Origin of the sequence: Brevibacterium ihuae, assembly GCF_900184225.1 — a bacterium.
GTDB lineage: Bacteria > Actinomycetota > Actinomycetes > Actinomycetales > Brevibacteriaceae > Brevibacterium > Brevibacterium ihuae.
The window spans coordinates 1,822,751-1,845,477 of the sequence record NZ_FXWZ01000003.1 but is presented as its reverse complement, the minus strand read 5'-3'; the positions used below and the strand labels follow the sequence as shown (position 1 = coordinate 1,845,477).

General features: G+C 72.8%; 23 protein-coding genes and 1 pseudogene. 6 read left to right on the top strand and 18 right to left on the bottom strand.

Features of this window, described 5'->3' with window-relative positions; genetic code table 11:
* Positions 1 to 89: 89 nt before the first annotated feature.
* Both C1A17_RS13555 and rsmA read right to left on the bottom strand, forming a co-directional pair.
* On the bottom strand, positions 90 to 1,088 hold the full coding sequence (locus C1A17_RS13555; RefSeq protein WP_101653469.1) for a 4-(cytidine 5'-diphospho)-2-C-methyl-D-erythritol kinase: 999 nt from the start codon (positions 1,086 to 1,088) through the stop codon (positions 90 to 92).
* A complete protein-coding gene (gene rsmA, locus C1A17_RS13550; RefSeq protein ID WP_219618306.1) occupies positions 1,085 to 1,939 on the bottom strand; it encodes a 16S rRNA (adenine(1518)-N(6)/adenine(1519)-N(6))-dimethyltransferase RsmA in 855 nt (284 codons plus the stop codon). The genes C1A17_RS13555 and rsmA overlap by 4 nt, the downstream gene beginning before the upstream one ends.
* Before the next feature lie 158 nt (positions 1,940 to 2,097).
* Here rsmA and C1A17_RS13545 point away from each other — a divergent pair, with 158 nt between their 5' ends.
* Entirely contained in the window at positions 2,098 to 3,357 is a 1,260-nt protein-coding gene (locus tag C1A17_RS13545) for a THUMP-like domain-containing protein (RefSeq protein WP_101653468.1), read from the top strand.
* Between the two features lie 115 nt (positions 3,358 to 3,472).
* The gene (locus C1A17_RS13540; RefSeq protein WP_245873761.1) at positions 3,473 to 4,363 is read left to right on the top strand and encodes a sulfurtransferase; all 891 of its coding nucleotides are present in this window, start codon (positions 3,473 to 3,475) and stop codon (positions 4,361 to 4,363) included.
* A gap of 77 nt (positions 4,364 to 4,440) precedes the next feature.
* Here C1A17_RS13540 and C1A17_RS13535 read toward each other — a convergent pair whose 3' ends face one another.
* Positions 4,441 to 6,033, bottom strand: coding sequence for a glycoside hydrolase family 3 N-terminal domain-containing protein (locus C1A17_RS13535; RefSeq protein ID WP_101653467.1), 1,593 nt, complete (start codon positions 6,031 to 6,033; stop codon positions 4,441 to 4,443).
* A 195-nt stretch (positions 6,034 to 6,228) separates the two neighbouring features.
* Between C1A17_RS13535 and C1A17_RS13530 the strand changes: the two genes are divergently transcribed.
* Positions 6,229 to 7,356, top strand: coding sequence for a glutamate--cysteine ligase (locus C1A17_RS13530; RefSeq protein ID WP_101653466.1), 1,128 nt, complete (start codon positions 6,229 to 6,231; stop codon positions 7,354 to 7,356).
* A gap of 49 nt (positions 7,357 to 7,405) precedes the next feature.
* Here the strand turns inward: C1A17_RS13530 and C1A17_RS13525 are convergent, their stop codons facing one another.
* The 4 genes and pseudogenes from C1A17_RS13525 to C1A17_RS13510 all read right to left on the bottom strand — a co-directional run bounded on the left by C1A17_RS13525 (position 7,406) and on the right by C1A17_RS13510 (position 10,314).
* The gene (locus tag C1A17_RS13525) at positions 7,406 to 8,731 is read right to left on the bottom strand and encodes an ISL3-like element ISPfr2 family transposase (RefSeq protein ID WP_101653465.1); all 1,326 of its coding nucleotides are present in this window, start codon (positions 8,729 to 8,731) and stop codon (positions 7,406 to 7,408) included.
* 570 nt (positions 8,732 to 9,301) lie between these two features.
* Positions 9,302 to 9,379, bottom strand: a pseudogene (locus C1A17_RS13520) (antibiotic biosynthesis monooxygenase); the annotation flags it as partial.
* A gap of 82 nt (positions 9,380 to 9,461) precedes the next feature.
* Entirely contained in the window at positions 9,462 to 9,848 is a 387-nt protein-coding gene (locus C1A17_RS13515) for a GlcG/HbpS family heme-binding protein (RefSeq protein WP_229117445.1), read from the bottom strand.
* A 154-nt stretch (positions 9,849 to 10,002) separates the two neighbouring features.
* The gene (locus tag C1A17_RS13510) at positions 10,003 to 10,314 is read right to left on the bottom strand and encodes a putative quinol monooxygenase (RefSeq protein ID WP_101653464.1); all 312 of its coding nucleotides are present in this window, start codon (positions 10,312 to 10,314) and stop codon (positions 10,003 to 10,005) included.
* Positions 10,315 to 10,421: 107 nt separating this feature from the next.
* Between C1A17_RS13510 and C1A17_RS13505 the strand changes: the two genes are divergently transcribed.
* Positions 10,422 to 11,363, top strand: coding sequence for a GlxA family transcriptional regulator (locus C1A17_RS13505; protein WP_101653463.1), 942 nt, complete (start codon positions 10,422 to 10,424; stop codon positions 11,361 to 11,363).
* Between the two features lie 556 nt (positions 11,364 to 11,919).
* Here C1A17_RS13505 and C1A17_RS13495 read toward each other — a convergent pair.
* Genes C1A17_RS13495 through C1A17_RS13450 form a run of 10 tightly spaced genes read right to left on the bottom strand, consistent with a single transcriptional unit; the run spans position 11,920 to position 21,205 of the window.
* Complete coding sequence (locus tag C1A17_RS13495; RefSeq protein ID WP_101653462.1) at positions 11,920 to 12,450, bottom strand: NUDIX domain-containing protein; 531 nt, start codon at positions 12,448 to 12,450, stop codon at positions 11,920 to 11,922.
* On the bottom strand, positions 12,434 to 13,531 hold the full coding sequence (gene tsaD / locus C1A17_RS13490; RefSeq protein WP_101653461.1) for a tRNA (adenosine(37)-N6)-threonylcarbamoyltransferase complex transferase subunit TsaD: 1,098 nt from the start codon (positions 13,529 to 13,531) through the stop codon (positions 12,434 to 12,436). The genes C1A17_RS13495 and tsaD overlap by 17 nt, the downstream gene beginning before the upstream one ends.
* Positions 13,521 to 14,171, bottom strand: a complete 651-nt coding sequence (locus tag C1A17_RS13485) for a hypothetical protein (protein WP_101653460.1) — start codon at positions 14,169 to 14,171, stop codon at positions 13,521 to 13,523. Before C1A17_RS13485 ends, tsaD begins: the two co-directional genes overlap by 11 nt.
* A gap of 16 nt (positions 14,172 to 14,187) precedes the next feature.
* Entirely contained in the window at positions 14,188 to 15,129 is a 942-nt protein-coding gene (locus tag C1A17_RS13480; RefSeq protein WP_101653459.1) for an aldo/keto reductase, read from the bottom strand.
* 37 nt (positions 15,130 to 15,166) lie between these two features.
* Complete coding sequence (locus C1A17_RS13475; protein ID WP_101653458.1) at positions 15,167 to 15,769, bottom strand: GNAT family N-acetyltransferase; 603 nt, start codon at positions 15,767 to 15,769, stop codon at positions 15,167 to 15,169.
* Positions 15,769 to 16,503 (bottom strand): tRNA (adenosine(37)-N6)-threonylcarbamoyltransferase complex dimerization subunit type 1 TsaB, encoded by a 735-nt coding sequence (tsaB, locus tag C1A17_RS13470; RefSeq protein ID WP_101653457.1) that lies wholly within the window; start codon positions 16,501 to 16,503, stop codon positions 15,769 to 15,771. Before tsaB ends, C1A17_RS13475 begins: the two co-directional genes overlap by 1 nt.
* Positions 16,500 to 17,135 (bottom strand): tRNA (adenosine(37)-N6)-threonylcarbamoyltransferase complex ATPase subunit type 1 TsaE, encoded by a 636-nt coding sequence (gene tsaE, locus C1A17_RS13465; protein ID WP_101653456.1) that lies wholly within the window; start codon positions 17,133 to 17,135, stop codon positions 16,500 to 16,502. Before tsaE ends, tsaB begins: the two co-directional genes overlap by 4 nt.
* Entirely contained in the window at positions 17,125 to 18,351 is a 1,227-nt protein-coding gene (gene alr / locus C1A17_RS13460) for an alanine racemase (protein ID WP_219618284.1), read from the bottom strand. Before alr ends, tsaE begins: the two co-directional genes overlap by 11 nt.
* Complete coding sequence (locus tag C1A17_RS13455; protein WP_101653455.1) at positions 18,348 to 19,901, bottom strand: NAD(P)H-hydrate epimerase; 1,554 nt, start codon at positions 19,899 to 19,901, stop codon at positions 18,348 to 18,350. The genes alr and C1A17_RS13455 overlap by 4 nt, the downstream gene beginning before the upstream one ends.
* Positions 19,898 to 21,205: a M20 metallopeptidase family protein gene (locus tag C1A17_RS13450; RefSeq protein WP_101653454.1), complete on the bottom strand. Its 1,308-nt coding sequence runs from the start codon at positions 21,203 to 21,205 to the stop codon at positions 19,898 to 19,900. The genes C1A17_RS13455 and C1A17_RS13450 overlap by 4 nt, the downstream gene beginning before the upstream one ends.
* 85 nt (positions 21,206 to 21,290) lie before the next feature.
* Here C1A17_RS13450 and C1A17_RS13445 point away from each other — a divergent pair, with 85 nt between their 5' ends.
* Positions 21,291 to 21,728, top strand: a complete 438-nt coding sequence (locus tag C1A17_RS13445; RefSeq protein WP_101653453.1) for a hypothetical protein — start codon at positions 21,291 to 21,293, stop codon at positions 21,726 to 21,728.
* Positions 21,725 to 22,111: a helix-turn-helix transcriptional regulator gene (locus tag C1A17_RS13440; protein WP_101653452.1), complete on the top strand. Its 387-nt coding sequence runs from the start codon at positions 21,725 to 21,727 to the stop codon at positions 22,109 to 22,111. The genes C1A17_RS13445 and C1A17_RS13440 overlap by 4 nt, the downstream gene beginning before the upstream one ends.
* 67 nt (positions 22,112 to 22,178) lie before the next feature.
* On the opposite strand, the gene C1A17_RS13435 is transcribed toward C1A17_RS13440, so the two are convergent.
* The gene (locus tag C1A17_RS13435; RefSeq protein WP_101653451.1) at positions 22,179 to 22,706 is read right to left on the bottom strand and encodes a holo-ACP synthase; all 528 of its coding nucleotides are present in this window, start codon (positions 22,704 to 22,706) and stop codon (positions 22,179 to 22,181) included.
* Positions 22,707 to 22,727 lie beyond the last annotated feature (21 nt).

The following is a 22,727-nucleotide window of genomic DNA, read 5'->3' as shown; positions in this document are numbered from 1 at the left end:
TCGCTGAAAGTCCGTGCTCACTGAAAGTTGGTGCTCGTCGGGTGCCGGTGCTCGCCGAAAGCCTGTGCTCTCCGGATGCCGGGGTGCGCTCAGGCGGCGGCGGGCGGCGGGACGAGGTGCGCCCCGCCTGCCGGACCGGTGGTGCGCACGACCTGCCGCACCCCGCGGCTCGCCTCGAGGAGGACGGCGATCTCGAGCGCATGGGTGTGGTCGCGGGCGAGGAAGCCCACCGTGGGTCCGGATCCGGACACGAGGGCGCGCAGCGCGCCCGCCCGCATCCCGGTGTCCATGACGTGGGCGATGTCGGGGAGGAGATCGATCGCCGCGTCGGTCATGTCGTTGTGGAGAGCGCCTGCGAGCGCCTCGGGATCCGCGGTGCCGAGTGCCCGGAGCACCGCGGCGGGATCGGCCGGGCCGGCCTCGGCGGCACCGGCACCGGGGCCGGCGTCGGCGCCGGTAGTCGATGAGCCCGCTGCGCGGAGCTCGTCGAGGCGGCGGTAGACCTCGGGCGTGGACAGGCGTCCGGTCGAGGTCGCGAGCACCCAGTGGAACTCGCCCCGCCCGAGCACCGGGCTGAGCTCGTCGCCGCGGCCCGTGCCGAGGGCGGTCCCGCCCCGCAGCGCGAAGGGGACGTCGGCGCCGAGCCCGCGCGCCACCTCGGCGATGAGGTCCCGGTCGGTGCAGCCGATGAGGTGCGCATAGGCGACGAGCGCGGCCGCGGCGTCGGCCGAGCCGCCACCCATCCCGCCGGCCACGGGCACGTTCTTCTCGATCGCGACCTCGACCGGGATCGTCGTGCCGGTCGCCTCCGCGAGGGCGAGGACCGCGGCGAGGCCGAGGTTCGACGAGTCGAGGGGCACGGTGGTGTCGGCGTAGCGGCCGCTCAGGGTGACGGAGAAGTCCTCGGCGGGGACGAGGGTGACGGTCTCGGCGAGGTCGAGGGACTGGAACACGGTGACGAGATCGTGGTAGCCGTCGTCCTGGAGCGGGCCGACGGCGAGGAAGGCGTTGATCTTGCCGTAGGCGCGGGCGGTCACCGGGTCGAGGGTCTCGGGGTGCGAGGCCGGTCCGAACGGGGAGCCGGTCATGCGGCCTCCTTCGCCGCGGCGATGGCCACGTAGTCGTCGATGTCGAGGACCTCGCCGCGGGCGCGCGGGTCGATCCCGGCGGCGCGGAGGATCTCCTCGGCGCGCACCGCGCCGCCCGCCCAGCCGGCGAGCGCGGCCCGCAGGGTCTTGCGCCGCTGCGCGAACGCGGCGTCGATCGCGGAGAAGACCGCCTCGCGGGACACGCCGCCGCGCGTCCGAGCGTCCCCGGTCGACTCGTCCGGTGCGGGCTCCGGATGCCGTTCGATCCGCACGAGGCCGGAGTCGACGTTCGGAGCCGGCCAGAACACCTGGGTGCCGATCGAGCCCGCGCGGCTCACCGTGCCGTACCAGCGCGCCTTGACGCTCGGCACCCCGTAGGTCCGGGAGCCCGGTTCCGCGGCGAGCCGGTCGGCGACCTCGGCCTGCACCATGACGAGCACGGTGCGGATCACCGGGAAGGTCTCGAGGAAGTGGAGGAGCACCGGCACCGCGACGTTGTAGGGGAGGTTCGCGACGAGGGCCGAGGCCGGGCCGAGCTCCGGCGACACGGGCAGCTCGGTCACCTGCAGGGCGTCGGCGACGACGAGGTCGAAGCGGGCATCCGCACCGCAGCGCTCCTCGACCGTCCGGGGCAATCGGGAGGCGAGCAGCTCGTCGATCTCGACGGCGACGACGTGGTGGCCGGCATCGAGCAGGCCGAGGGTGAGCGAGCCGAGGCCCGGGCCCACCTCGGCGACCGTGGACGGTTCGCGGAGCCCCGCCGCGGACACGATCATGCGCACGGTGTTGGGGTCGATGACGAAGTTCTGGCCGCGCTGCTTCGTGGGACGCAGCTGCAGCTCATCGGCCATCGACCGGATGTCGCGCGCGCTGAGCAAAGAGGTCACGCCACCCACCCTAGACGAACCGCCGGAGCCCGGGCGGGCGACGCCGGAGGGCGGCGCGGTGTACGACCGGGGCGGCGCCGTGCGCGCCCGGGAGGCCGGTCGCGGTCCTCTAGGCTGAGGGGATGGATGCCCGCACTCTCGCCCGTCTGCTCGAACCCGAGGTGTTCGCCCGCCTCGCCGACATCGACTACCGGCCGGCCGAGGAGCTCGCCCTCGCATCCCGGCTCCGCGCCGAGGGCCTCGAGCCGGAGGCGGCGGCCGCGCTCCTCGCCCAGGCGGCGCTGCGGATCGAGGCCGAGCCGAAGTTCGGCCCCTTCGCCGTCGACATGCTCTTCACCCGCGACGGGCTCGCGCAGGCGACCCGGCTGCCCGTCGCCGCCCAACACGCCCGCCGGATGCTCGCCGCCCGGCCGCGCACGCTCGCCGACCTCGGGTGCGGCCTGGGGGCGGACACCATGGCGTTCGCCGGGATGGACAGCTCCCTCGAGGCGATCGCCGCGGTCGAGGCCGACGAGGTCACCGCCGCGCTCGCGACGTTCAACCTCCGCCACTTCGACACGGTCACCGTCACGCACGGGCGCGCCGAGGACCACGACCTCGCCGGCACCGACGCGCTGTGGCTCGACCCCGCCCGGCGCGCGCTCCCCGGGGCCGGATCCGGCACCTCCCGGGCCCGCGGCACCGCGGACGCCCACGGCAGCACCCGGAGGATCACCGACCCCGAGGCCTTCTCCCCCTCGCTCATCTGGGCGTTCGAAGCCGCGTCCGGTGTCCGTGCGGCCGGCATCAAGCTCGGCCCGGCCCTCGATCACGCCCTGGTCCCCGCGGGCTGGGAGGCCCAGTGGGTGTCCCACGGCGGAGACGTCGTCGAGGTGGCGCTCTACGCCGGCGACGCGATCGGGCGCGCCGGGCGCAATGCCCTCGTGCTCGACCCGCGAGGTCCCGTCGAGGTCCACGAGTCGGAGGTCCCCGCCGAGGACGAGGACGGGATCGGGGAGATCGGCGAGTACCTCTTCGAGCCCGACGGCGCGCTCGTCCGCGCGGGTCTCGTCACGGCGCTCTGCGAGCCGCTCGCCGTCCGCCGGATCTCGAAGCCAATCGCGTATCTCACCGGGGACGCGCTGCCGACCGGTGCCGGGGCGCGGCTCGTCCGGGGCTACCGGATCCGCGAGGTGCTGCCCGCCGGCCTCAAGCCGCTGCGGCGGGCTCTCGTGTCCCGCGGGATCGGACAGGTCGTCATCAAGAAGCGCGGAGCCGACATCGTGCCCGATCAGGTGCGCCGCCGGCTCAAGCTGCCCGCAGGGGACAAGGCCACGCTCGTGTTCACCCGGCTCGGCGAGAACCACGTCGTCCTCCTCACCGAGCCGGTCGACCTCGGCTGAGGCCGGTTTCCGGCGGTCGCCGGAGGAGACCCGTTGCGCACCTCTGCGGTCTGCGGGATGCTGGCAGGGACCAGCCGACGTCACCCGCCGGACACCCTGAACCGAGGAGACCGCCGTGGCCCGCGAAGACCACCTCATCACCGCCGACCGACTCGCCGAGGAGCTCATGAGCGCGGCACCGCCGGTGCTCCTCGACGTCCGCTGGACGCTGGGGCAGCCCGACGGTCGCGAGGACTACGCGGCCGGCCACCTGCCGGGAGCGCACTACGTCTCCCTCGACGAGGAGCTCGCCGACCACGGCGCCGCGGACCCGACCGCCGGGCGCCACCCGCTGCCGAGTCCCGCGCAGTTCGAGCAGACGGTGCGCCGCTGGGGAATCGACGCCGGCACCCCCGTCGTGGTCTACGACGACAACGCCGGCCTCGGCGCGGCCCGCGCGTGGTGGCTGCTCCGCTGGGCGGGCGTGGGCAATGTGCGCCTGCTCGACGGCGGGCTCGGTGCGTGGACCGCCGCGGGCGAGTCGCTGAGCACCGAGGAGCCCCCCGCGCCCACGGAGAGCGCCTTCGACATCGCTCCCGGCTCGCTCCCGGTGCTCGACGCGGACGCGGTGGCCGAACGGGCGCGCACCGGCCTCGTCCTCGATGCCCGCGCCCCCGAGCGCTACCGCGGCGAGACCGAGCCTCTCGACCCGCGGGCCGGCCACATCCCCGGTGCGCTCAACGCCCCGGCCACCGACAACACCGACGACTCCGGGCGCTTCCTCTCCGACGACGAGCTCCGCGCGCGGTACGGCGCACTCGGCGTGCCGACGGGCGAGGGCGGGCGCGGCGACGCCGAGGACGGCGAGGGCACCGAGGTCGGCGTGTACTGCGGATCCGGTGTGACCGCGTGCCACGACGCCTTCGTGCTCTCGATGATCGGCGCCGAGGCCGCGCTGTACCCGGCGAGCTGGTCGGGCTGGTCGAACGACCCCGACCGCCCCGTGGCCACCGGCACCGAGGGCTGACACCCGGCGCGGGCGGAATCCGCCGCATCCGCGGGCACCGGCAGCGGTCCGGAGAGCGATCCCCGGTCCGCCCGGTCTCAGCCGCAGTCCGGAGCGTCCACCCCGTCGAGCTCGACGGGCAGTGAGCCCCCGGCGGCGATCTCCCCGGTGAGGTAGCGGGCGAGCGCACCGAGTCCGGCCGCGTAGTCGTCGTAGCCGGCGAGCACCGTCGCCGCGGCGCTGCCGGTGAGGCGCCACGGACCCTGCGTGCCGTAGACGACATCGGCGGCCGCGCTCTCGCTCAGCGCCACGGTGGTGTCGGCACCGGCATCGATGGCGAGGCCGTTCTCCTCGGCGATCGCGGTGAAGTCCGAGATCGCCGCCCGGTCGCCGCCGACCACCGCGACCGCATCCACCGGTTCGGCGATCCGGCACTCCCCGGCGACCACGGTGAGGGCGGCGTCGGCGAGCGCATCGACCCTCTCGGCGGGGTCGTCGACGGTGACCGCGAGCTCGGAGGCGTGCTCCTGCCACAGCTGCATCGCCACCACCCGCTCCGCCGCCTCGACGAGCCGCTCCCGGTCGAGCTCCCCGGAGTCGAGCGCGGAGCGCAGGGCGTCCGCCGAGGTCTCGGCGTCGGGCGGGAGGAGGACGAGGTCGGCGCCGGCGGCGATCGCCGCGACGGACTCGCCGCCCGCCCCGTCGGAGGGCACGGCACCCATGTTCATCGCATCGGTGACGACGACGCCGTCGTGGCCGAGGACCTCGCGCAGCTCGGAGTACGCGTGGGGGTTGAGCGTGGCCGGGGTGTCCTCCGCGCCGGGCAGCCCGATGTGGCCCATCATCACCATCGGGACCCCGGCGTCGACCGCGGCGCGGAACGGTGCGATGTCCCGGTCGGCCATCTCGTCGACGGAGCGGTCGGAGACCGGCAGGGTGTCGTGGGAGTCGTCGGTGAGGGATCCGTGGCCGGGGAAGTGCTTGGCCGAGGAGAGGATGCCCGCATCGGTGTACCCGGAGATCGCCGCCGTCACGGTGCGGGAGACGAGGTCCGGATCGTCGCCGGCGGACCGCACGTTGATCGCGGCATCGCGGGCGCCGATCGTGACGTCGGCGGAGGGTGCGAAGTCGGCGGTGAACCCGAGGTCGCGGAGGTCGACGCCCTGGGCCTGGATCGCCCCGGTGGTGATCTCCGGGTCGTCGGCGGCGCCGTGGACCATGAGCGGGGGCATGTCGAGAGCGGCGGTGCCGAGCCGGGAGACCGGCCCGCCCTCCTGATCGACGCCGAGGAACACCGGCCACGAGCGGTCCGCGCTCGCGTCGGCGAGTGCTCCGGTGACGGTGCGGACGTCCTCGGGGGTGGGGTTCTCCGGCAGGTTGTAGGCCATGACGATCGCCCCGGCGAGCGCGCTGTCCTCGACCATCCGGACGCCTGCGGCGACGTCGGTGCCCTCGTAGGACCCGATGACCACGGCGCCGGCGAGCGCCTGGTCGTCCATCCCGGCGACCACCTCGGCGGCCTCCGGGCGGAAGTCGGACACCGGGGCGATCCGTTCGGGTGCGTCCTCCCCCGGGGTCGGAGCGGTGGCCGAGCTCGATCCGGCGGGTCCGTCCGAGGTGCCGACGGGTCCGCTCATCGTGCAGCCGGAGAGGGCGAGCACCGCGGCGGCGGCGAGGACGGGCATGCGCATTCGGCCATGGTAGCGACCCCGCATGTCCGGCGCCGGTGAACATCCGTTCGCCGACGCTGATCGGCGTCCGTCGCCGCCCGCGGGAAGGCCGGTCGACGACTCCGCAGCCGTGCGCTCGGACGCGGACATCGGCCCGTGCGACCCCCGGTGACAGCGGCGCGCCGGGCGGGGCGGGGGCTGTCATAGGATGACGCCATGGTTGATTTCGCTCGCTCCGACCGCTCCACCCTGGGGGTGGAATGGGAGCTCGCCCTCGTCGATTCCGAGACCCTCGATCTGGTCCCCCGAGCGAGCGAGGTCCTCGACGCGGTGGCGGCGGATCCCGGGCTCGAGAACCGCGTCGTCGGCGAGATGCTGACGAACACCGTCGAGGTCGTGTCCGGCGTGCACCGGACGGTCGGCGGGATCCGCGGCGACCTCGGCAGCGCGGTGGACGATCTCCGCGCGATCACCGACGACCTCGGCATCTCCCTCCTCAGCGCCGGCACCCACCCGTTCTCCCGCTGGGCCGACCAGCAGGTCACCGACAAGGAGCGCTACGCCGAGCTCATCAACCGCACCCAGTGGTGGGGCCGGCACATGCTGATCTTCGGCGTCCACACGCATGTCGGCATCGACGACCGCGACAAGGTGCTGCCGATCATGGGCGCGCTCCTCGGCTACGTCCCCCACCTCCAGGCGGTGAGCGCCTCGTCCCCGTTCTGGGCCGGTGAGAACACCGCCTACGCCTCGAACCGGGCGATGCTGTTCCAGCAGCTGCCGACCGCCGGGCTGCCGTACCAGTTCGACTCCTGGACGGACTACGAGCGCTACGTCGCCGACATGCTCACCACCGGCGTCATCGACCACCTCAACGAGATCCGCTGGGACATCCGCCCCTCCCCCGGCTGGGGCACGATCGAGGTCCGGGTGTGCGACGGCATGCCCACCCTCGACGAGGTGTGCGCGGTGACCGCCTTCGTCCAGTGCCTCGTCGACGACTTCTCCGACCGCCTCGATCGCGGGGAGACCCTGCCGACCATGCCCGACTGGTTCCACGTCGAGAACAAGTGGCGGGCCGCGCGGTACGGCATGGAGGCGATCATCATCGAGAACGCCGAGGCACGGGAGCGCGTCGTCACCACCGTCATCGCGGAAGAGGTCGAGCGGCTCGCACCGGTCGCCGAGCGACTCGAGTGCGCCTCCGAGCTCCAGGACATGCTCCGCTTCGCCGAGGTCGGCGCAAGCTACCAGCGCCAGGTCGCCGAGCACGAGCGCACCGGGGACCTCCGGGCCGTGGCCCGGCAGCTCTGCGAGGAGTTCACCGGCGGCCTGCCGCGCTGACGTTTCGCTGCGGCACTGACGTCTCGCTGCCGCGCTGAGGTTTCGCGGCTCATCCCAATCGGGGGTGTAGGAGTTGGGGTCTGAAGCCGCCGGTCTCGAGCAGGCTTCGGGCGATGTAGTTGGTCAGGTTGCGGAACCCGAGTGCGGAGCCACGCAGGTGTTCGAGCCGTCCGTTGAGCGCCTCGGTCGGCCCGTTGCTGGTGCCGGGTCGTTCGAAGTAGGCGAGCACGTCAGCGGCTCGCTTCTCCAGGGTCCGGCCCAGGGTGGTGAGCTCGGTGAGCACCTTGGGGACGCCGGCGCTGAGGTCGGTGATCAGCTTCTCCATGAGCTCGCGGCCACGTTGCCGGTCCTCGTGGCGATAGGCGGCGATCATGCGCTGGTAAACACCCCAGGTCGCCTCGACCTCGACGTGAGCGTCATCAACGAACAGCGCGCGTAGCCTGTCGCTCTGCGTGTCGGTGAGCAGGTCCGCGCCGGTGTGCAGCGTGCGCCGCGACTTGTAGAGCGGGTCGTCCCTGAACCCACGGTGCCCGTGGATCGCGAGTTGGACCCGGCGCCGGCACCTGTCGAGGGCGTCACCGGCCAGGCGCACGACGTGGAAGGGATCCATCACCGTGACCGCGTCCGGGATCTCCTCTGCAGCGGCGGTCTTGAACCCGGTGAAGCCGTCCATCGCGACCACCTCGACCGCGTCACGGAAGGCGTCGTCGCGGTCGGCGAGCCAGGTCTTGAACGCCGCCTTCGACCGGCCCTCGACCATGTCCAGCAGCCTTGCTGGGCCGGCGCCATCGCGGACCGGGGTGAGGTCGATGATCACGGTGACGTACTTGTCGCCACGCCTGGTGTGGCGCCAGACGTGCTCATCGACGCCAATGACCTTCACGCCCTCAAACCGCATAGGGTCGTTGATCAGCAGCCGCTTGCCTTCAGCCAGGACCGCGTTGTTGGCGGTGTCCCACGCGACCCCGAGTCCCTCGGCGACACGGGCGACGGTGAGGTGTGCGACCACGATCCCTTCCAGCGCCCACCGCAGCCCGGTGCGCGAGAGCTTCGCACGTGGCTCCGCCGCGGTGCTGGTGTCTTGGCGCCACACGTGTCCGCAGTCGGCACAGCGGTAGCGGCGCACTACAACTTCCAGCACGGTCGGTCGCCAGCCCAGCGGCTCGTGGGCCAACCGCCGGATCACGGTGTCACGAGCAGCGCCTTCGCTGCCGCACCGTCGGCACCACTGATCTGGTTCCACCACGCGGCACGCGAGGACCGCACGATCCGGTTCAAGTCGTTGTCCGGTCACGCTCAGACCGAGGCCGTCGAGTCGAGCGAAGGCGGTCAGGTCAGGGCGGCCGAAGCCGGCCGGCGGGGTAGCGTCGGACACGTCGAGGTCTTTCGGATGGATGGCGTAGGAACCTCCGTCGTCGGGAGACCTCGACGTCTATCTGCGGACCGACGCGCCCGGCCGACCTACACCGTCATCTGAGAAGACCCCTGAAACGTCTTCGACGATGACGGGACCGGCGAGGAGGAGGGCGCGGTGAGCTAAAGGAATGGAGCTTGCTCGGCTTCGACGCCGCCGCAAGCTCCGGTGAAACGGTCGGTACTGGTCGGTCGTCGTCGGTCACCACCGGATGGCGGCGTCCCCCACGCTCGGCGTTTGCGCAGGTCAGCGGCTCGTTCGACCAGTGGGCGCATCAAGCGATAGACGCAAAGCCGACGTGATGAGGTCGTCGGTTCGATTCCGACAGGCGGTTCGGTTCTGGTGGTCGCGCGTGCGCTGGCCTCACGGCTCTGCCCGACACCGACGTCGCTCTCCTCTGCGACGGACCCCTCGCGGCCGGCATCCTGTCCGTGTGTCGATAGGCCTCGCCCCGCTCGGCAACGCAGCGTGGCGTTGCGTCGCGACCTGGCGACGGCTCGGCGGGGCGCGATCGTCTCGTGCGTTGGCGGACTACGGGAGCTTGGACGCGAGGACGTCGGCCGCCAGGATCTCGGGTGCTGCGCCGAGGAGGTGCTGGTTGGCCGTCAGGTCCGAGCCGTGACCGTCTACGTCGACGACGCACGCATCCAGCCCCGTGCCGGCCGGGGGCCGGGTTCGGTGCGGGTCGGTCTCAGAAGGCGCTGGCGGCGGCTTCGGCGACGGCCTGGTCTTGGACGCCGGTTCCTCCGCTGACGCCGACGGCGCCGACGACCTGGCCGTCGCGCTCGAGCGGGATGCCACCGGCGAAGATCATCACCCGACCGTCGTTGGAGGCGTTGATGCCGTAGAACTGCTCACCGGGTTGGGCGAGGTCGCCGAGGTCTTTGGTGGCTGTGTCGAACGCTCGGGCCGTGAAAGCTTTGTTGATCGAGATGTCGATGCTGCCCAGCCACGCTCCGTCCATCCGTACGTGAGCGACGAGATTGCCGCCGGCATCGACGACGGCGATGTTACTGGGCTGGCCCTGCGTGCTGGATTCAGCTTCTGCTGCCGCGATGACACGTTTGGCGTCGTCCAACGACAATGTAGGAATAGATGGCATCAATTGCTCCTTCGAATGTGGCGTGCGCTTTGTGGCTCGAGCCGCTCCAGAGCCGCCCGTTGGTTTGCCTGTTGAGTTTGTGACCGACAGCGCTCGTGTTGTGTTCGCGTTGCGGACGTGCGTTGGCGGACTACGGGAGCTTGGACGCGAGGACGTCGGCCGCCATGATCTCGGGTGCTGCGCCGAGGAGGTGCTGATTGTCCGTCAGGGCTGCGACGATGGCGCCGTTGGCGTGGGCGTCGCGAGCGGCCTCGTCGGGGAATGCATCGAAGATCCAGAAGGTGTCGGCGTGGGTCCTGACCGCGAACCAGACAATCGTTCCTACTTCTTCGTTGGCGAGTGCGACAGCGCCGGCGAGCAGATCGGCGACCGCGTCGTGCTGTCCATCGGCCGCGACGATCTTGGCGACGAAGGCATACGGAAGTGATGCGGGTGTGGACATGAGGGGCTCTCCTCGGTGTCGGGGTTCTTCGTGGGACAGGTTCAGCGTATGACGAGCGAGGGCCGGTGGGGAGTGGCGTATACGCCAGTATTGCTATTGTTTACGTCATGCGTATCGGACTGATCGCGATCGACGGCTGCTTCGGTTCGGCTATCGCGTCGATCATCGACATCGTGCGGGTGGCAGACGGAGCCCGCGGCGATGTCGACCCGCGGATCGACCCGATCGAACTCGCCATCCTCGGACCGAAACGGCGAGTGACCACGACGGCATCGATGACCCTGTCGGTGGACCACCCGCTGTCGGAGTCCAGAGAGTTCGACGTGGTCGTCGTCCCTGCGCTTGGAACCCTCACGGCCGCCGCTACCAACGACGCCCTCCAGAGCCGAGATGCTCGTTCGGTCATCGCCTCGCTCGGGCGCCTCGACGAGGCGACCACCCGGATCGCCGCGGCGTGCACCGGCGTGTTCGCCGTCGCCGAGACCGGACGGATGCATCATCGGAGGGCGACGACCAGCTGGTTCCTGGGGCCGGAGTTCCTGAAGCGCTATCCGACCGTCGCCCTCGATCTCGACACCATGGTCGTGGCCGACGGGAACCTCGTCACCGCCGGCGCCGCGTTCGCCCACATCGACCTCGCGCTCTCACTCGTGCGATCGATCAGCCCCGACCTGGCCCAACATGTCGCCAAGCTCCTCATCATCGACGAGCGCCCGTCGCAGGCGGCCTTCGTCGCCTACGAACATCTCCGGCACGAGGACCCGATCGTCGTCGAGTTCGAACGCTTCGTGCGCGCCCGCCTGGACGAACCGTTCAACGTCGCCTTCGTCGCGCAGTCGCTCGGCACCAGCCGGCGTACCCTCGAACGACGAGTCCGTGCGGCGCTCAACCTTACTCCGCTCGGCTTCGTCCAACGGCTTCGCATCGAACGAGCTCGGCACCTCTCAGCAACCACGGACCTCACCTCCGCCGAGATCGCGCTACGGGTCGGCTACGCGAACGCCGAGACTCTGCGCTCCCTCCTGCGCAGGGAGCGACGCCGTTCCTGACCTATCGCAATGCCTGTAGCCGGTGTGCTAGTGCTCGACTGGAACCACCTCTCAGCACGTCGCGTCGACGCTCCTGCGTCGCCCCTGGACGACCCACTCGACGCGCCCGCAGCACAGGCCATGTGACGTGTCCCGGCTTCGCGGACGGTCGGGGTTGGGTGGCTGTGATGTCGCTGCGTTCTCGTCGAGAGGATCAGCAGACCCGATCAGGGTCGATTGGGATGAGACGCGAAGGCGGTCGGGTCAGGGCGGCCGAAGCCGGCCGGCGGGGTAGCGTCGGACACGTCGAGGTCTTTCGGATGGATGGTGTAGGAACCTCCATCGTCGGGAGATCTCGACGTCTATCTGCGGACCGACGCGCCCGGCCGACCTACACCCTCATCTGGCAAGAGCCGGTTTCGCTGCTGTGCTGACGTTTCGTTCCAGTGCGGATTCCGCGGCGGAAGCGTACTCGATCGACACCTCAGGGGCGGATCGGAACCTCGGCGGCTGATCGGAACCTCAGCGCGGATCGGACCCTCGACCCAGGGCCCGGCCGGCACCTGCCTCAGCGGAGCTATGCGGTGCGTTCGAGCACTGACCGCAGGTGGGGCCAGGCGTTCTCGAACCCGGGGTGGAGGAGGTAGTCCTCGACCTCGGCGAGCGGGACCCAGGCGAGCTCGACGCTCTCGACGTCGTTGACGAACTCCTCGAGCCGGGTGGTCGCCCGCGCGATCACCGTCGTGTAGCTCCAGCCCTGCTTCTCGAGCACGTGGGTGTCGAGCACCTCGACCCCGGTGCCGTCGAGCGCGGGCACGCCGGCCTCCTCGTGGCATTCGCGGATCGCGCCCGCGAGCGCGGTCTCCCCGGCGTCGATCGCTCCCCCGGGGATGCCCCAGGTGCCGCCCTCGGCCGACCATGCGACGCGGTGCTGGAGCAGGACGCCGCGCTCGGGATCGTGGATGAGCAGCCCGGCGGCGCCGAACTTCCCCCAGAACCGGCCGTCGGGCGTCTCCACCCAACCGTCGCCCGAGCGACGGTGACGGCGCGGCGGCACCGGCCGGTCGGCGGGGACGCCGAGGTCCGGGGTGTCAGGCGATGAGGACATCATGGGCCTCCAGGGACGAGGTGACGCCGAAGTCGAACGGCGAGGGGGCGATGCCGCGGGAGACGATCTCCGCACCGAGCGCGGCGACCATTGCGCCGTTGTCGGTGCAGAGCGCGAGCGGCGGGACGCGCAGGGTGACGCCCTGCGCGGCGCAGCGCTCGGCCAGGCGATCACGCAGGCGGGCGTTCGCCGCCACCCCGCCGCCGAGCAGGACGTGGTCGATCCCGGTGTCCGCGCAGGCGAGGAGGGTCTTGGCGACGAGCACGTCGACGACGGCCTCCTCGAAGCTCGCCGCGACGTCGGCGAGCCGGATGCTCTGGTCACCCGTCTCCGCTTCGTACGCGGTGACGAAGCGCAGCGCCGCAGTCTTGAGCCCCGAGAAGGAGAACGCGTACCGGCGCTCGGGATCGCGGAGGTCGGGCGCGGTGCTCAGCCCGCGCGGGAAGCGCACGGCGGCGGGATCACCGGGCACCCCGCTGCCGTCGAGCGCTCCGGCGGCGGCGCGGGAGATGTTCGGCCCGCCCGGATAGCTCAGCCCGAGGAGCCGAGCGGTCTTGTCGAAGGCCTCGCCAGCGGCGTCGTCGATGGTGGCGCCGAGGAGCTCGATGTCGTCGACGATGTCGCCGATCCGGAGGATCTCGGTGTGGCCGCCGGACACGAGGAGCGCGATGGTCGGGGTGCGGAGCCCGGGCGAGTCCTCGGCGACGAGGTCGACGGCGACATGGGCGGCGAGGTGGTTGATGCCGTAGAGCGGGAGCCCGGTGGCCGCGGCGAGTCCCTTCGCCGCGGAGACGCCGACGAGGAGCGCGCCGGAGAGCCCGGGGCCGGCGGTCACGGCGATCGCATCGAGGTCGGCGATGCCGACCCCGGCCTCGGCGAGCGCACGGGACACGGCCGGGCCGATCGCCTGCACGTGGGCACGGCTCGCGACCTCGGGGACGACGCCGCCGAATCGCACGTGCTCGTCCATCGACGAGGCCACGGTGTTCGTCAGCAGGGTCCGTCCGCGCACGATCCCGACCCCGGTCTCGTCGCACGAGGACTCGATGCCGAGGACGAGCGGGCCGGCGTCACCGGCCATCGGCGGAATCCTCGGTCGCCTCGTCCCCGCCCGATTCGGCTTCGCGCCGGGCCTGGTCGGCGAGGCGCTCGTACCGGCCGGTGAGCTCGCCCTCGGGCACGTCGGAGGGCGGTTCACCGACCGCTTCGCGGAGCAGACGCAGATGGGTGTCCCACACCGGTCCGACCTCGGGCAGGATCTCCGCGGCCTCGGCGGCGGTGTCGAAGGTGCAGGTCAGGGTGACGCGGGTCCCGGCGTCGCCCGGTCGCAGCGAGATGCCGAGGCGGCCGAGGGCGGCGAACTCGAGGAGCACGTGAGAGTCCTCCGCCCAGTCGAGGATCTCCGCCTCGAGGTCACCGCGATCCGCGCCGTCGGCCGCATCATCGGCACCGAGGGCATCGTTGTCCCCGCTGTCCAGGCCGTCGTCCCCGCTCTCCGGGTCGTCGTCGCCACTTTCCGGGTCGTCGTCCCCGAGGCTGAAGCGCACGCGGTCCTCGCCGATGAGGGTGAAGGGTGCGAACCACTCCTCGCACGCCTCGGGATGGGCGATGACCCGCCAGACCTCGCTCGGTCCGGCGCTCACCACGGTGTCGAGGACGAGGTCGGTGCCCGATTCCCAGCTGATGAGCGAGGCGTCGATGACGCTGTCGTGTCCGTTCATGCTGTCCGTCCCCTTCTCACGACCACACGGCGCTCAGCCGGTCGATCTCCTCGGCCGAGAGCTCGAGCGCGGTCCCGGCGAACAGGTCGTCGAGCTGGTCGGGCGTGCGGGCCGAGGCGATGGTCGAGGGGATGGTGTCGTGGCTGAGCTGCCACGCGAGCGCAACCGCCGTTGTCTTCGCGACGTGGTCGCAGGCGATCTCCTGGACCACGCCGAGCGCCTCCGTGGCGCGCGGGTCCTCGAGGTACTTCGCGACGGCGCCGCCGCGCACCGAGTCGACCTTCGATCCCGGGATGTGCTTGCCGGTGAGGAACCCGGAGGCGAGCGAGGCGAACGGCAGCATGGCCATGCCCTGCTCGCGGAGGTAGTCCTGGTACTCCGCCGGGTAGGCCTCGCGGGACACGAGGTTGTAGCGGTTCTGCACGACCCGGTAGGAGGCGAGTCCGTTCTCCCGGGCGATGTCCTGGGCGCTCCGCAACCGGTCGAGAGAGAAGTTCGAGGCGCCGAGGTACCGCACGCTCCCATCGCGGACGAGGGCGTCGAAGGTCTCCGCGACGGCGGTCTGGTCGGCGTCGGGGTCGTCCTGGTGGGCGTAGTAGAGGTCGATCCGGTCGGTCTGCAAGCGGCGCAGGGAGTCCTCGACGCAGGAGCGGATGTTCGCGGGGTCGAGGGTGGCCCGCCCGTCGAGCATCCCGACCTTGGTCGCGATGACCATGTCGTCGCGGTTGCCGCGCTCGGCCATCCACGCGCCGATGATCTCCTCGCTCTCACCGCCGGAGTTGCCCTCGACCCAGCACGAGTACATGTCCGCGGTGTCGATGAAGTTGCCGCCGGCCGCGGCGTAGGCGTCGAGGACCGCGAAGCTCATCTCCCGGTCCGCACCCCAGCCGAAGGGGTTTCCGCCGAGGTTGAGGGGATGGATGCGGAGGTCGGTGTCCGCGAGAGGGGTGAGAGTCATGCTCCCAGGCTATCAAGCGGCCCTGTGGGCGCGCGGTTCACAGGAACGCGCGCATGACGACGGCGTCGGCTCCCGTGTAGTAGCCGGTGCGGCGCCCGATCTCGGTGAAGCCGTGCGCGGTGTAGAGGCCGAGTGCGACGTGGTTGTCGCTCCGGACGTCGAGGTGGATGGCCTCGCACCCGGCGGCGCGTGCGGAGCCGAGGAGGTGGCCGAGGAGCGCCTGGCCGATCCCCCTCCCGCGCGCCCGTGGATGGGAGGCGAGGGTGAGCACGTCGGCCTGGGGGCCGGAGACGCCGAGCCCGGCGAAGCCGAGGACAGTGTCGGCGGGGTCGGGGGCGGCGGGGTCGCCGGGCCGCGCAGGGCCGGAGCCGCGTCCGGTGTCGGAGCCTGCAGGGTCGATGCCTGCGCGCGCGCCCGGGTCGTCCGCGCCGTCATCCGGTCCGGGGTCGGCGTCGATGACGACGAAGGACTGCCCGGGTGCGGCGAGCGCGGCCCAGTAGAACTCCGCGGTCCACGCGTCGGCGCCGAACACCGCGGAGTCGAGCGCGGCCACGGCAGGGACGTCCCACCAGCGCAGGCGCCGGATGCCGAGCCCGCTCGCATCCGCGCGGGTCGCCGGCGCCGCGTCGTCGTCTGACATCAGCGCAGACTCGTGGTCCGCTCGGCGGGCGGCCGGGCGTCGGGTTCGCGGAGGTAGAGCGGCGCGGTGGGCAGGAGGGGCCGGCCGGCGGCGAGGAGGCGCGCGGCGACGATCCCCAGGTCGCCCGCGGTCGGTTCGAGGTCGGCGGGCTCGGTGCCGGTGAGCGCGCCGAGGGCATCGGGGTAGAGCGCGAACCCGCGGCCGTACCGGAGCTCCGTGCCGCCGGAACCCGCGTGAGCCCCCTCGGCACCCGGCCCGGCCACGGGGACCTCGCTCGGCCGGTCGACCGCCGGGCCGGAGACGACGACGGGAACGCCGCGGTCGTCGAGCCCGGAGTAGCGCGTCCAGTAGACCTCCTTGCGCCGCGCATCCGTGGCGACGAGAAGCCCCGGGCCGGCAGCGCTCGCCGCGCCGGCGTCCGCCGCGCCGCGGAGTGCGCGCAGGGCGAGGGCGTCATGGCTCGGCAGGCCATCGACCGGGACTCCGGCCCCGAGCGCGAAGCCGATCCCGGTCGCGATGCCGGCGCGCAGCCCGGTGAACGGCCCCGGTCCGACGCCGACGATCACGCGGTGCGGGGCGGGCCCTCCGGCGAGGAGCTCGCGGATCGCGGGTCCGAGGAGCTCGGCGTGCTTCCGGGCGGAGAACACCGTCCGTTCGGCGAGCACCTCCTCGGTGTCCGCATCGACGAGCGCGGCGCTCGCCGCGGCCGAGGTGTCGAGTGCGAGGATGATCATCCGTCCTCCTCCGGGTGCGCGGCCCGCGGTGCGGGGCCGGGATGGTCGAGCGGACCGGAGCGGTCGCCGCGTGCGGGACGCTCTCCGTGTTCGGGGTGGCCGTGGGTGCCGAAGGGATCGCCGGGACGGTCCGCGTCCGTGACGGTCTCGAGGCGGGCGTCCCATCCCTCGCCGGTGGTCTCGAGGACGAGCAGGCGGCTCTCGTCGTCCTCGGCGACGCCCGGGTCCGCCCCGCCCTCCTCGAAGGCCCGCAGCAGGGTGATCTCGAGCCGGTCGGGGGACAGCTCCTCGGCGATGCCGTGACCCCATTCGACGACGGTGACGGACTCGGCGCCGTCCGCGGCGAGGTCGAGGTCGTCGAACTCCGCGGCGTCATCGAGCCGGTAGGCGTCGACGTGGATGAGCCCGGGGCCGTCCCCGCGCGGGGCGTGCTCGCGGGCGATGACGAAGGTCGGCGAGGACACGCGACCGCGCACGCCGAGGCCGCGGGCGAGGAACTGCGTGAAGGTCGTCTTCCCCGCCCCCAGATCACCGGTGAGGATGATGACGTCGCCGGGCCGCAGCACTGCGGCGAGCCGGCCGGCGAACGCCGCGAGCTCCGCACGCCCGGCGGGGCGCAGCTCAGCTCTCATCGCACACCACCCGGGCGACGCGGGCGCCGATCCGCGTGACGATCTCGTAGTTGACGGTGTCCGACCAGGCCGCCCATTCCTCGGCGCTCGGGCCGGTGACGCCGTCGCCGATGATGACGACCTCGTCGCCTGCCGCCACGGGCGCGGCGCCGTCGCCGCCGGGGCCGAGGTCGAGGATCATCTGGTCCATAGCGATCTTCCCGACCACGGGGTACCGGACGCCGCCGATCGCCACCTCCGCACGGTTCGAGGCCGCGCGCGGGATGCCGTCGGCGTACCCGCCGGCGACGAGGGCGAACCGGGTGGGGGCGGCACACCGGTAGGTGAGCCCGTAGCTCGCACCGTGACCGGCGGGCACCTCCTTGACCGCGAGCACGCGGGACACGAGGCGCATCGCCGGCCGGAGCCCGAGCTCGGCCGCAGTCGTCCCGGCGAAGGGGCTGAGCCCGTAGGTGCTCAGGCCGACGCGGGCGAGGTCGCCCGGGACGGGGTCGAGGGACAGCGCCGCCGGGGAGTTCGCGGCGTGGACGAGCAGGGCCGCGGGATCACCGAGCGCTCCCCCGGTCGCCTCGAGCGTCCGGACGAGCGCGCTGCGGGCGGTGTCGAGGACCGCGAGCTGCTCGTCCGTGGCGGGATCGCCGACGGCGTCGGCATTCGCGAAGTGGGTCATGAGGCCGACGACCTCGACCGCGCCCGGTGCGCGCTCGGCTGTCCGGGCGAGCTCCGGCAGGAAGGCGGTGAGGTCCGGCGGGGTGAAGCCGTTGCGGCCGAGCCCGGTGTCGACCTTGAGATGGATCCGCACCGCGCGGCCGGCCGTCTGCGCCGCGCGCACGACCTGGTCGAGCGCGCCCGCGGTGGACACTCCGAGCTCGACCCCGGCGCGCGCGCAGCCGCTGAGGTCGGCGGCGGCATCGTAGAGCCAGCAGAGGATGCGTTCGGCCCGGAGGTCCGGATCGTCTCCGAGCAGCGCGACGAGCTGGAGCGCCTCGGGCACCGTGGCGACCCCGAAGTCGACGACCCCGGCGGCGCGGCAGGCGTGCACCGCGGTGGCGAGGCCGTGGCCGTAGGCGTCGGCCTTGACGACGCTGAGCAGCGTAGCCGGAGCGATGCGCGCCGCGATCGCGCGCGCATTATCGGTGATCGCCGCGGAGTCGATGCGCGCCTGGACGATGGTGCCGGGGAACGCGGTGACCGGCGGGAGCGCGGACGGGTTCACCGGCGGCCGCCCGGAGCCGGATCGACCGCCGTCACCGGGGAGCCCGCTGACCGCTGCGGCAGTCCGAGCACGATGTCCTCGACCGCGGACGGCAGCCCGCCGGCGTGGGTGCTGCGGCGTCCGGCGAGTCCGTGGACGGTGACGGCGAGTCCGGCGAGCAGCGCGATGTCGGCGCCCGGGCGGCGCTCGTCCGGTCCGCCCGTCGAGGTGGCGAGGAGGGCGCCGAGCACGCCGGTGAGGACGTCCCCGGAACCGGCTGTGGCGAGCGACGCCGGGCCGGGCGGGGGTGCGACGACGGTGCCGTCGGGCCGGGCGATGATCGTCCGGGAGCCCTTGAGGACGACGACGCCTTCGAGCGCCCCGGCGGCGCGCACCGCATGGGTCACCGGGTCCGCCTCGACCTCCGCGCGGGTGGGCACCCCGGTGGTGAAGCGGCCGAGCAGGTCGACGAGCTCCCCGGCGTGCGGGGTGACCACGCAGGTGGTCTCGAGCGGACGGTCGAGGAGGCCGAGGCCGGCGGCGTCGATGACCACCGGCAGCGAACGGTTCTCCGCCTCGATGAGGGCGCGCCGCATGAGCAGCGTGTCCGGCGCGCCGGAGCCCAGCGCCCAGGCCTGCACGCGGCCCGGATCGGCGACGACCTCGGGGAACCGCTCGAGGACCGGTCCGGTGACCGCATCCGGCGCGAGCAGGCGGACCATGCCGAGCCCCGTCGACACCGCGGCGGCGGTGGTGAGGAGGCCGGCGCCCGGATAGCGGCGGGACCCGGCGACGAGCCCGAGCACGCCGCGCGTGTACTTGTGCATGTCCCGCTCCGGGTGCGGCCAGGCGTCCGGGAGGTCGGCCGGTTCGGGCGCCTCGACGGCGGGGACGAACCCGGAGAGGTCGAGGCCGATGTCGACGAGCACGACCTCTCCCGCGGCATCCGCGCCGCCCGGCAGGAGGAGTCCAGCCTTGTGCCCGCCGAAGGTCACGGTGCGGTCCGCGCGCACATGGACGGGTCCGCACGCGCCGGTCGTGGCGTCCACCCCGGTGGGGACGTCGACGGCGACGACCCGCTGGACCGGCCCGCCGTGGGCCCGCGCCGAGCCTGCGGCCCGGACGGCGGACTGCCAGTCGGCGATGAGGGAGGAGATCGGCTCGCGGAGTGCTCCGCTCGCACCGGTGCCGAGGATCCCGTCGACGACGAGGTCGGCCCGGGCGGCGAGCTGAGCGGAACCGGCGTCGAGCTCCTCGATCGCACCGCCGGCGGACTCGAGTGCCGCACGGCCCTCCGCATGGAGGCGGCCGAGCACGTCGACGACGGTGACGTGGGCTCCGCGCCGGCGGAGATCCGCGCCGGCGAAGAGCGCGTCCCCGCCGTTGTTGCCGGCGCCGGCGAGGACGACGACGCGGGCGCCGCTCACCCCTCCGCGGGCCTCGCGGAGGATGCTGCGGCACTCCGCGGCGAGGCCGGCGGCTGCGGTGCGCATGAGTGCGAGGCCGCGTCCCGCGTCGAGGAGCGGGGCCTCGGCGGCGCGGATCGCTGCGGCGGAGTACCCGCGCTTCATTCCGCGGCCTCCCCGCCGTCCGTCCGACCGGTTGCCGGGGACCCGCCCCCGCGCTCATCCCGGGAGCCCGCGCGAGCCGCCTTTTCGAGGCGGGCGGCGGCGAGGCGGGCGAGGAAGAGCGCGTGGTCGGCCAGGGCGTCCTCGCTGTGGCGGGCGCGCGGGGAATGGTTGGAGTCCTGCTCCTCGGCCACCGTGCCGGGCATCGCGGCGCCCAGGTGCCCGTACGAGCCGGGGACGGCCATGAGGATGCGGGAGAAGTCCTCGGACCCGGCGCGCGGGTTGTCGAGCAGCTCCACCCGGTCCTCGCCGAAGAGTTCGGCGAAGGTCTCCCGGTAGAACGCGTTCTCCGCGTCGTCGTTGATCGTCGGGGGCAGCACGGTCTCGTACTCGACGTCGGCGCCGAGCCCGTGGGCGGCGGCGAGGTCGCGGACGAGCGCCGGGAGCTCCGCGGCGGCCCGGGTGGTCGTCGTCTCCGAGAAGGTCCGCACGCCGACGGCGAGCGCCGCGGTGTCGGGGACGACGTTCGCGGCGGTCCCGCCGGTGAACTGTCCGACGGTGACGACGATCGGATCGAACACGTCGAAGCGGCGCGACACGTACTCCTGGAGCTGTCCGACGATCGCGGCCCCGGTCTGGATCGGGTCGGAGGTGGTGTGCGGGCGCGAGGCGTGGCCGCCCTTGCCGCGGATGACGACGTCCATCCGGCTGAACGCCGCCATGTAGGAGCCCGGCTTCGAGTACAGCCGTCCGAGGTCCTGATCCGCGGAGACGTGGACCCCGTAGGCGGCGACGACGGGGACGCCGGCGGCTTCGAGCACGCCTTCGTCGATCATCCTCCCGGCGCCGTCCCAGCCCTCCTCGCCCGGCTGGAACATGAAGACGACGTCCCCGGCGAGGGAGTCACGGATGTCGTGGAGGAGCCGGACCGCGCCGACGAGCCCGGTGGTGTGGAGGTCGTGGCCGCACGCGTGCATCGCGCCGTTCGTCGAGGCGAAACCGAAGCCGGTCGCCTCCTCGACGGGGAGGGCATCCATGTCGCCGCGCAGCAGCACCGCCGCCGGAGCGCCGGATTCGTCCCGGCGCCCGCCGCGCAGGACCACGGTGAGCGAGCTCAGGCCCGTGCCGCGGGTGACTTCGACGTCGAGGTCCGCGAGCGCCTCCTCGACCCGGCGCTGGGTCTGCGGCAGGTCGAGTCCGATCTCCGGGAAGCGGTGGAGGTCGCGGCGCAGATCCTGCAGAGCGGGGAGCAGCGCCTGCGCGGATTCGTGCGTGGGCAGGGATGCGGCGGGTGCGGTGTCGGTCATGGCTCCAGCGTAATCGGTGGGACGGACGCGATCGCATCCCGCACACCCCTTGCCACCGGTACTGTACCGCTGGTGCAGTACCTTCATGACCACCACAGCAGAGCGCTCCTCGCTCAACTCCTCGTCCGTGCTCCTCCCCTACTACCTCGGCATCATCGCCGGACTCGTCGTCATCCATGCGGTGATCGCGTTCTCCGGCTCCGCCATCACCGTCCTCTCCGCCCTCCTGCTCGCGGCCCTCGCCCTCGCAGCGGGCATCTACCTCTGGATGCGGAGGCACGACATCGCACGCATCCGCTTCGGATCGCTCGTCGCCCATGTCGCTCTCTTCGTCCCTGTCGTCGCCTCCTACTCCCTCCACGCCGCGGTGTTCGGCATGCGCGATCCCGCCGGCGCGGCCGACATCCTCCTCGGCAGCCCGTGGTTCGGCGCGGTGTTCCTCACCACCGGCCTGTGGGGACTCGGCCTCATGCTCCACCTCGTGGCCTCCATCGCCCAGCGCGGCTGGGAGGACCGGCGGTGAGGCGATCGGCGCCGCGCGAACCGCAGGGCCGGCCGAGCGAGCAGGAGGAATGGGAGGCGGAGCTCCTGCGCGGCTGGGTCGACACCCACAAGCGGGCCATGCTCACCCCGGTGATCCTCGCCCTCGTCCGGACCCGGGCGCCGGTCGCGGCGGACGCGCTCCGGCCGGCGGTGGAGGAGGCGACGGGATGGACGCTCACCGAGCGCGGCCTCTACCGCACGCTCAAGCGCCTCGCCGACCAGGGCCTCCTCACCCGGACCGAGGCCGAGGCCGAGCGGACCGGGGCGAAGACGAATCTCTTCGCACTCACCGGGGCGGGAGGCCGACTCCTCGCCGCAGTCATCGACGACCACACGCGGCTCGGGAGGGCCTTCGGGCTCTGACCAGCGAGCACCGCGCCCGGTGACCGGACACAGATCCGGTCACCGGGCGCGGTGCTCCGCGTGTGCTTCAGGCGTGCTTGCGGCGGGCGGCCTCGCGCTGGGCGCGGCGGGCGTCGCGGCTCGCCCGCGCCTTCTCCCGCGCGGCGGCGAGGGCGGCGAGCGCCTCGGGCGATCCCGGGAGCAGCGGCGGCGGCTGATCCGGCGGCGGCGCGAGGGCGGGGCCCGATCCCTCGACGACGACGAAGGTCATCGTGCGCTCCCCGTCATGGGTGATGGAGAGGTGGACGCGCTCGCCGCCGAGGGCGCGGAAGTGCTCGAGCACCCAGCCGGAGAGCCGGAAGCTCGGTGCGCCGGAGAACGCGGAGACGACCTCGGCCTCGTGCCAGGGGATGATCTGCGGCAGCTGGAGCGCCTTGACGAGCGCCTCCTTCGCGGAGAACCGCGCGGCGAGGGACTCCGGGGTCCGCCGCTTCCCGTTCTTCTTGAGCTGCTCGGCGGGCGTGAGGAGCCGGTCGAGGAGTTCGGGCACGCGCTCGATATGCTCGGCGAACCGCGGCACGTCGGCGAGGTCGAGTCCGATCCCGATGATGCCCATGCTCACTCCCTCCGGCCGGCC

Bases quoted from the DNA above. Each gene is read 5' to 3' on its own strand.
- tsaE (WP_101653456.1), bottom strand. From the start codon at position 17,135: ATGAGAGCTGAGCTGCGCCCCGCCGGGCGTGCGGAGCTCGCGGCGTTC.
- C1A17_RS13435 (WP_101653451.1), bottom strand. From the start codon at position 22,706: ATGGGCATCATCGGGATCGGACTCGACCTCGCCGACGTGCCGCGGTTC.
- C1A17_RS13455 (WP_101653455.1), bottom strand. From the start codon at position 19,901: ATGAAGCGCGGGTACTCCGCCGCAGCGATCCGCGCCGCCGAGGCCCCG.
- C1A17_RS13555 (WP_101653469.1), bottom strand. From the start codon at position 1,088: ATGACCGGCTCCCCGTTCGGACCGGCCTCGCACCCCGAGACCCTCGAC.
- C1A17_RS13480 (WP_101653459.1), bottom strand. From the start codon at position 15,129: ATGACTCTCACCCCTCTCGCGGACACCGACCTCCGCATCCATCCCCTC.
- C1A17_RS13505 (WP_101653463.1), top strand. From the start codon at position 10,422: ATGCGTATCGGACTGATCGCGATCGACGGCTGCTTCGGTTCGGCTATC.
- rsmA (WP_219618306.1), bottom strand. From the start codon at position 1,939: ATGGCCGATGAGCTGCAGCTGCGTCCCACGAAGCAGCGCGGCCAGAAC.
- C1A17_RS13475 (WP_101653458.1), bottom strand. From the start codon at position 15,769: ATGTCAGACGACGACGCGGCGCCGGCGACCCGCGCGGATGCGAGCGGG.
- tsaB (WP_101653457.1), bottom strand. From the start codon at position 16,503: ATGATCATCCTCGCACTCGACACCTCGGCCGCGGCGAGCGCCGCGCTC.
- C1A17_RS13545 (WP_101653468.1), top strand. From the start codon at position 2,098: ATGGATGCCCGCACTCTCGCCCGTCTGCTCGAACCCGAGGTGTTCGCC.
- C1A17_RS13510 (WP_101653464.1), bottom strand. From the start codon at position 10,314: ATGTCCACACCCGCATCACTTCCGTATGCCTTCGTCGCCAAGATCGTC.
- C1A17_RS13450 (WP_101653454.1), bottom strand. From the start codon at position 21,205: ATGACCGACACCGCACCCGCCGCATCCCTGCCCACGCACGAATCCGCG.
- C1A17_RS13530 (WP_101653466.1), top strand. From the start codon at position 6,229: ATGGTTGATTTCGCTCGCTCCGACCGCTCCACCCTGGGGGTGGAATGG.
- C1A17_RS13485 (WP_101653460.1), bottom strand. From the start codon at position 14,171: ATGAACGGACACGACAGCGTCATCGACGCCTCGCTCATCAGCTGGGAA.
- C1A17_RS13445 (WP_101653453.1), top strand. From the start codon at position 21,291: ATGACCACCACAGCAGAGCGCTCCTCGCTCAACTCCTCGTCCGTGCTC.
- C1A17_RS13495 (WP_101653462.1), bottom strand. From the start codon at position 12,450: ATGTCCTCATCGCCTGACACCCCGGACCTCGGCGTCCCCGCCGACCGG.
- C1A17_RS13535 (WP_101653467.1), bottom strand. From the start codon at position 6,033: ATGCGCATGCCCGTCCTCGCCGCCGCCGCGGTGCTCGCCCTCTCCGGC.
- tsaD (WP_101653461.1), bottom strand. From the start codon at position 13,531: ATGGCCGGTGACGCCGGCCCGCTCGTCCTCGGCATCGAGTCCTCGTGC.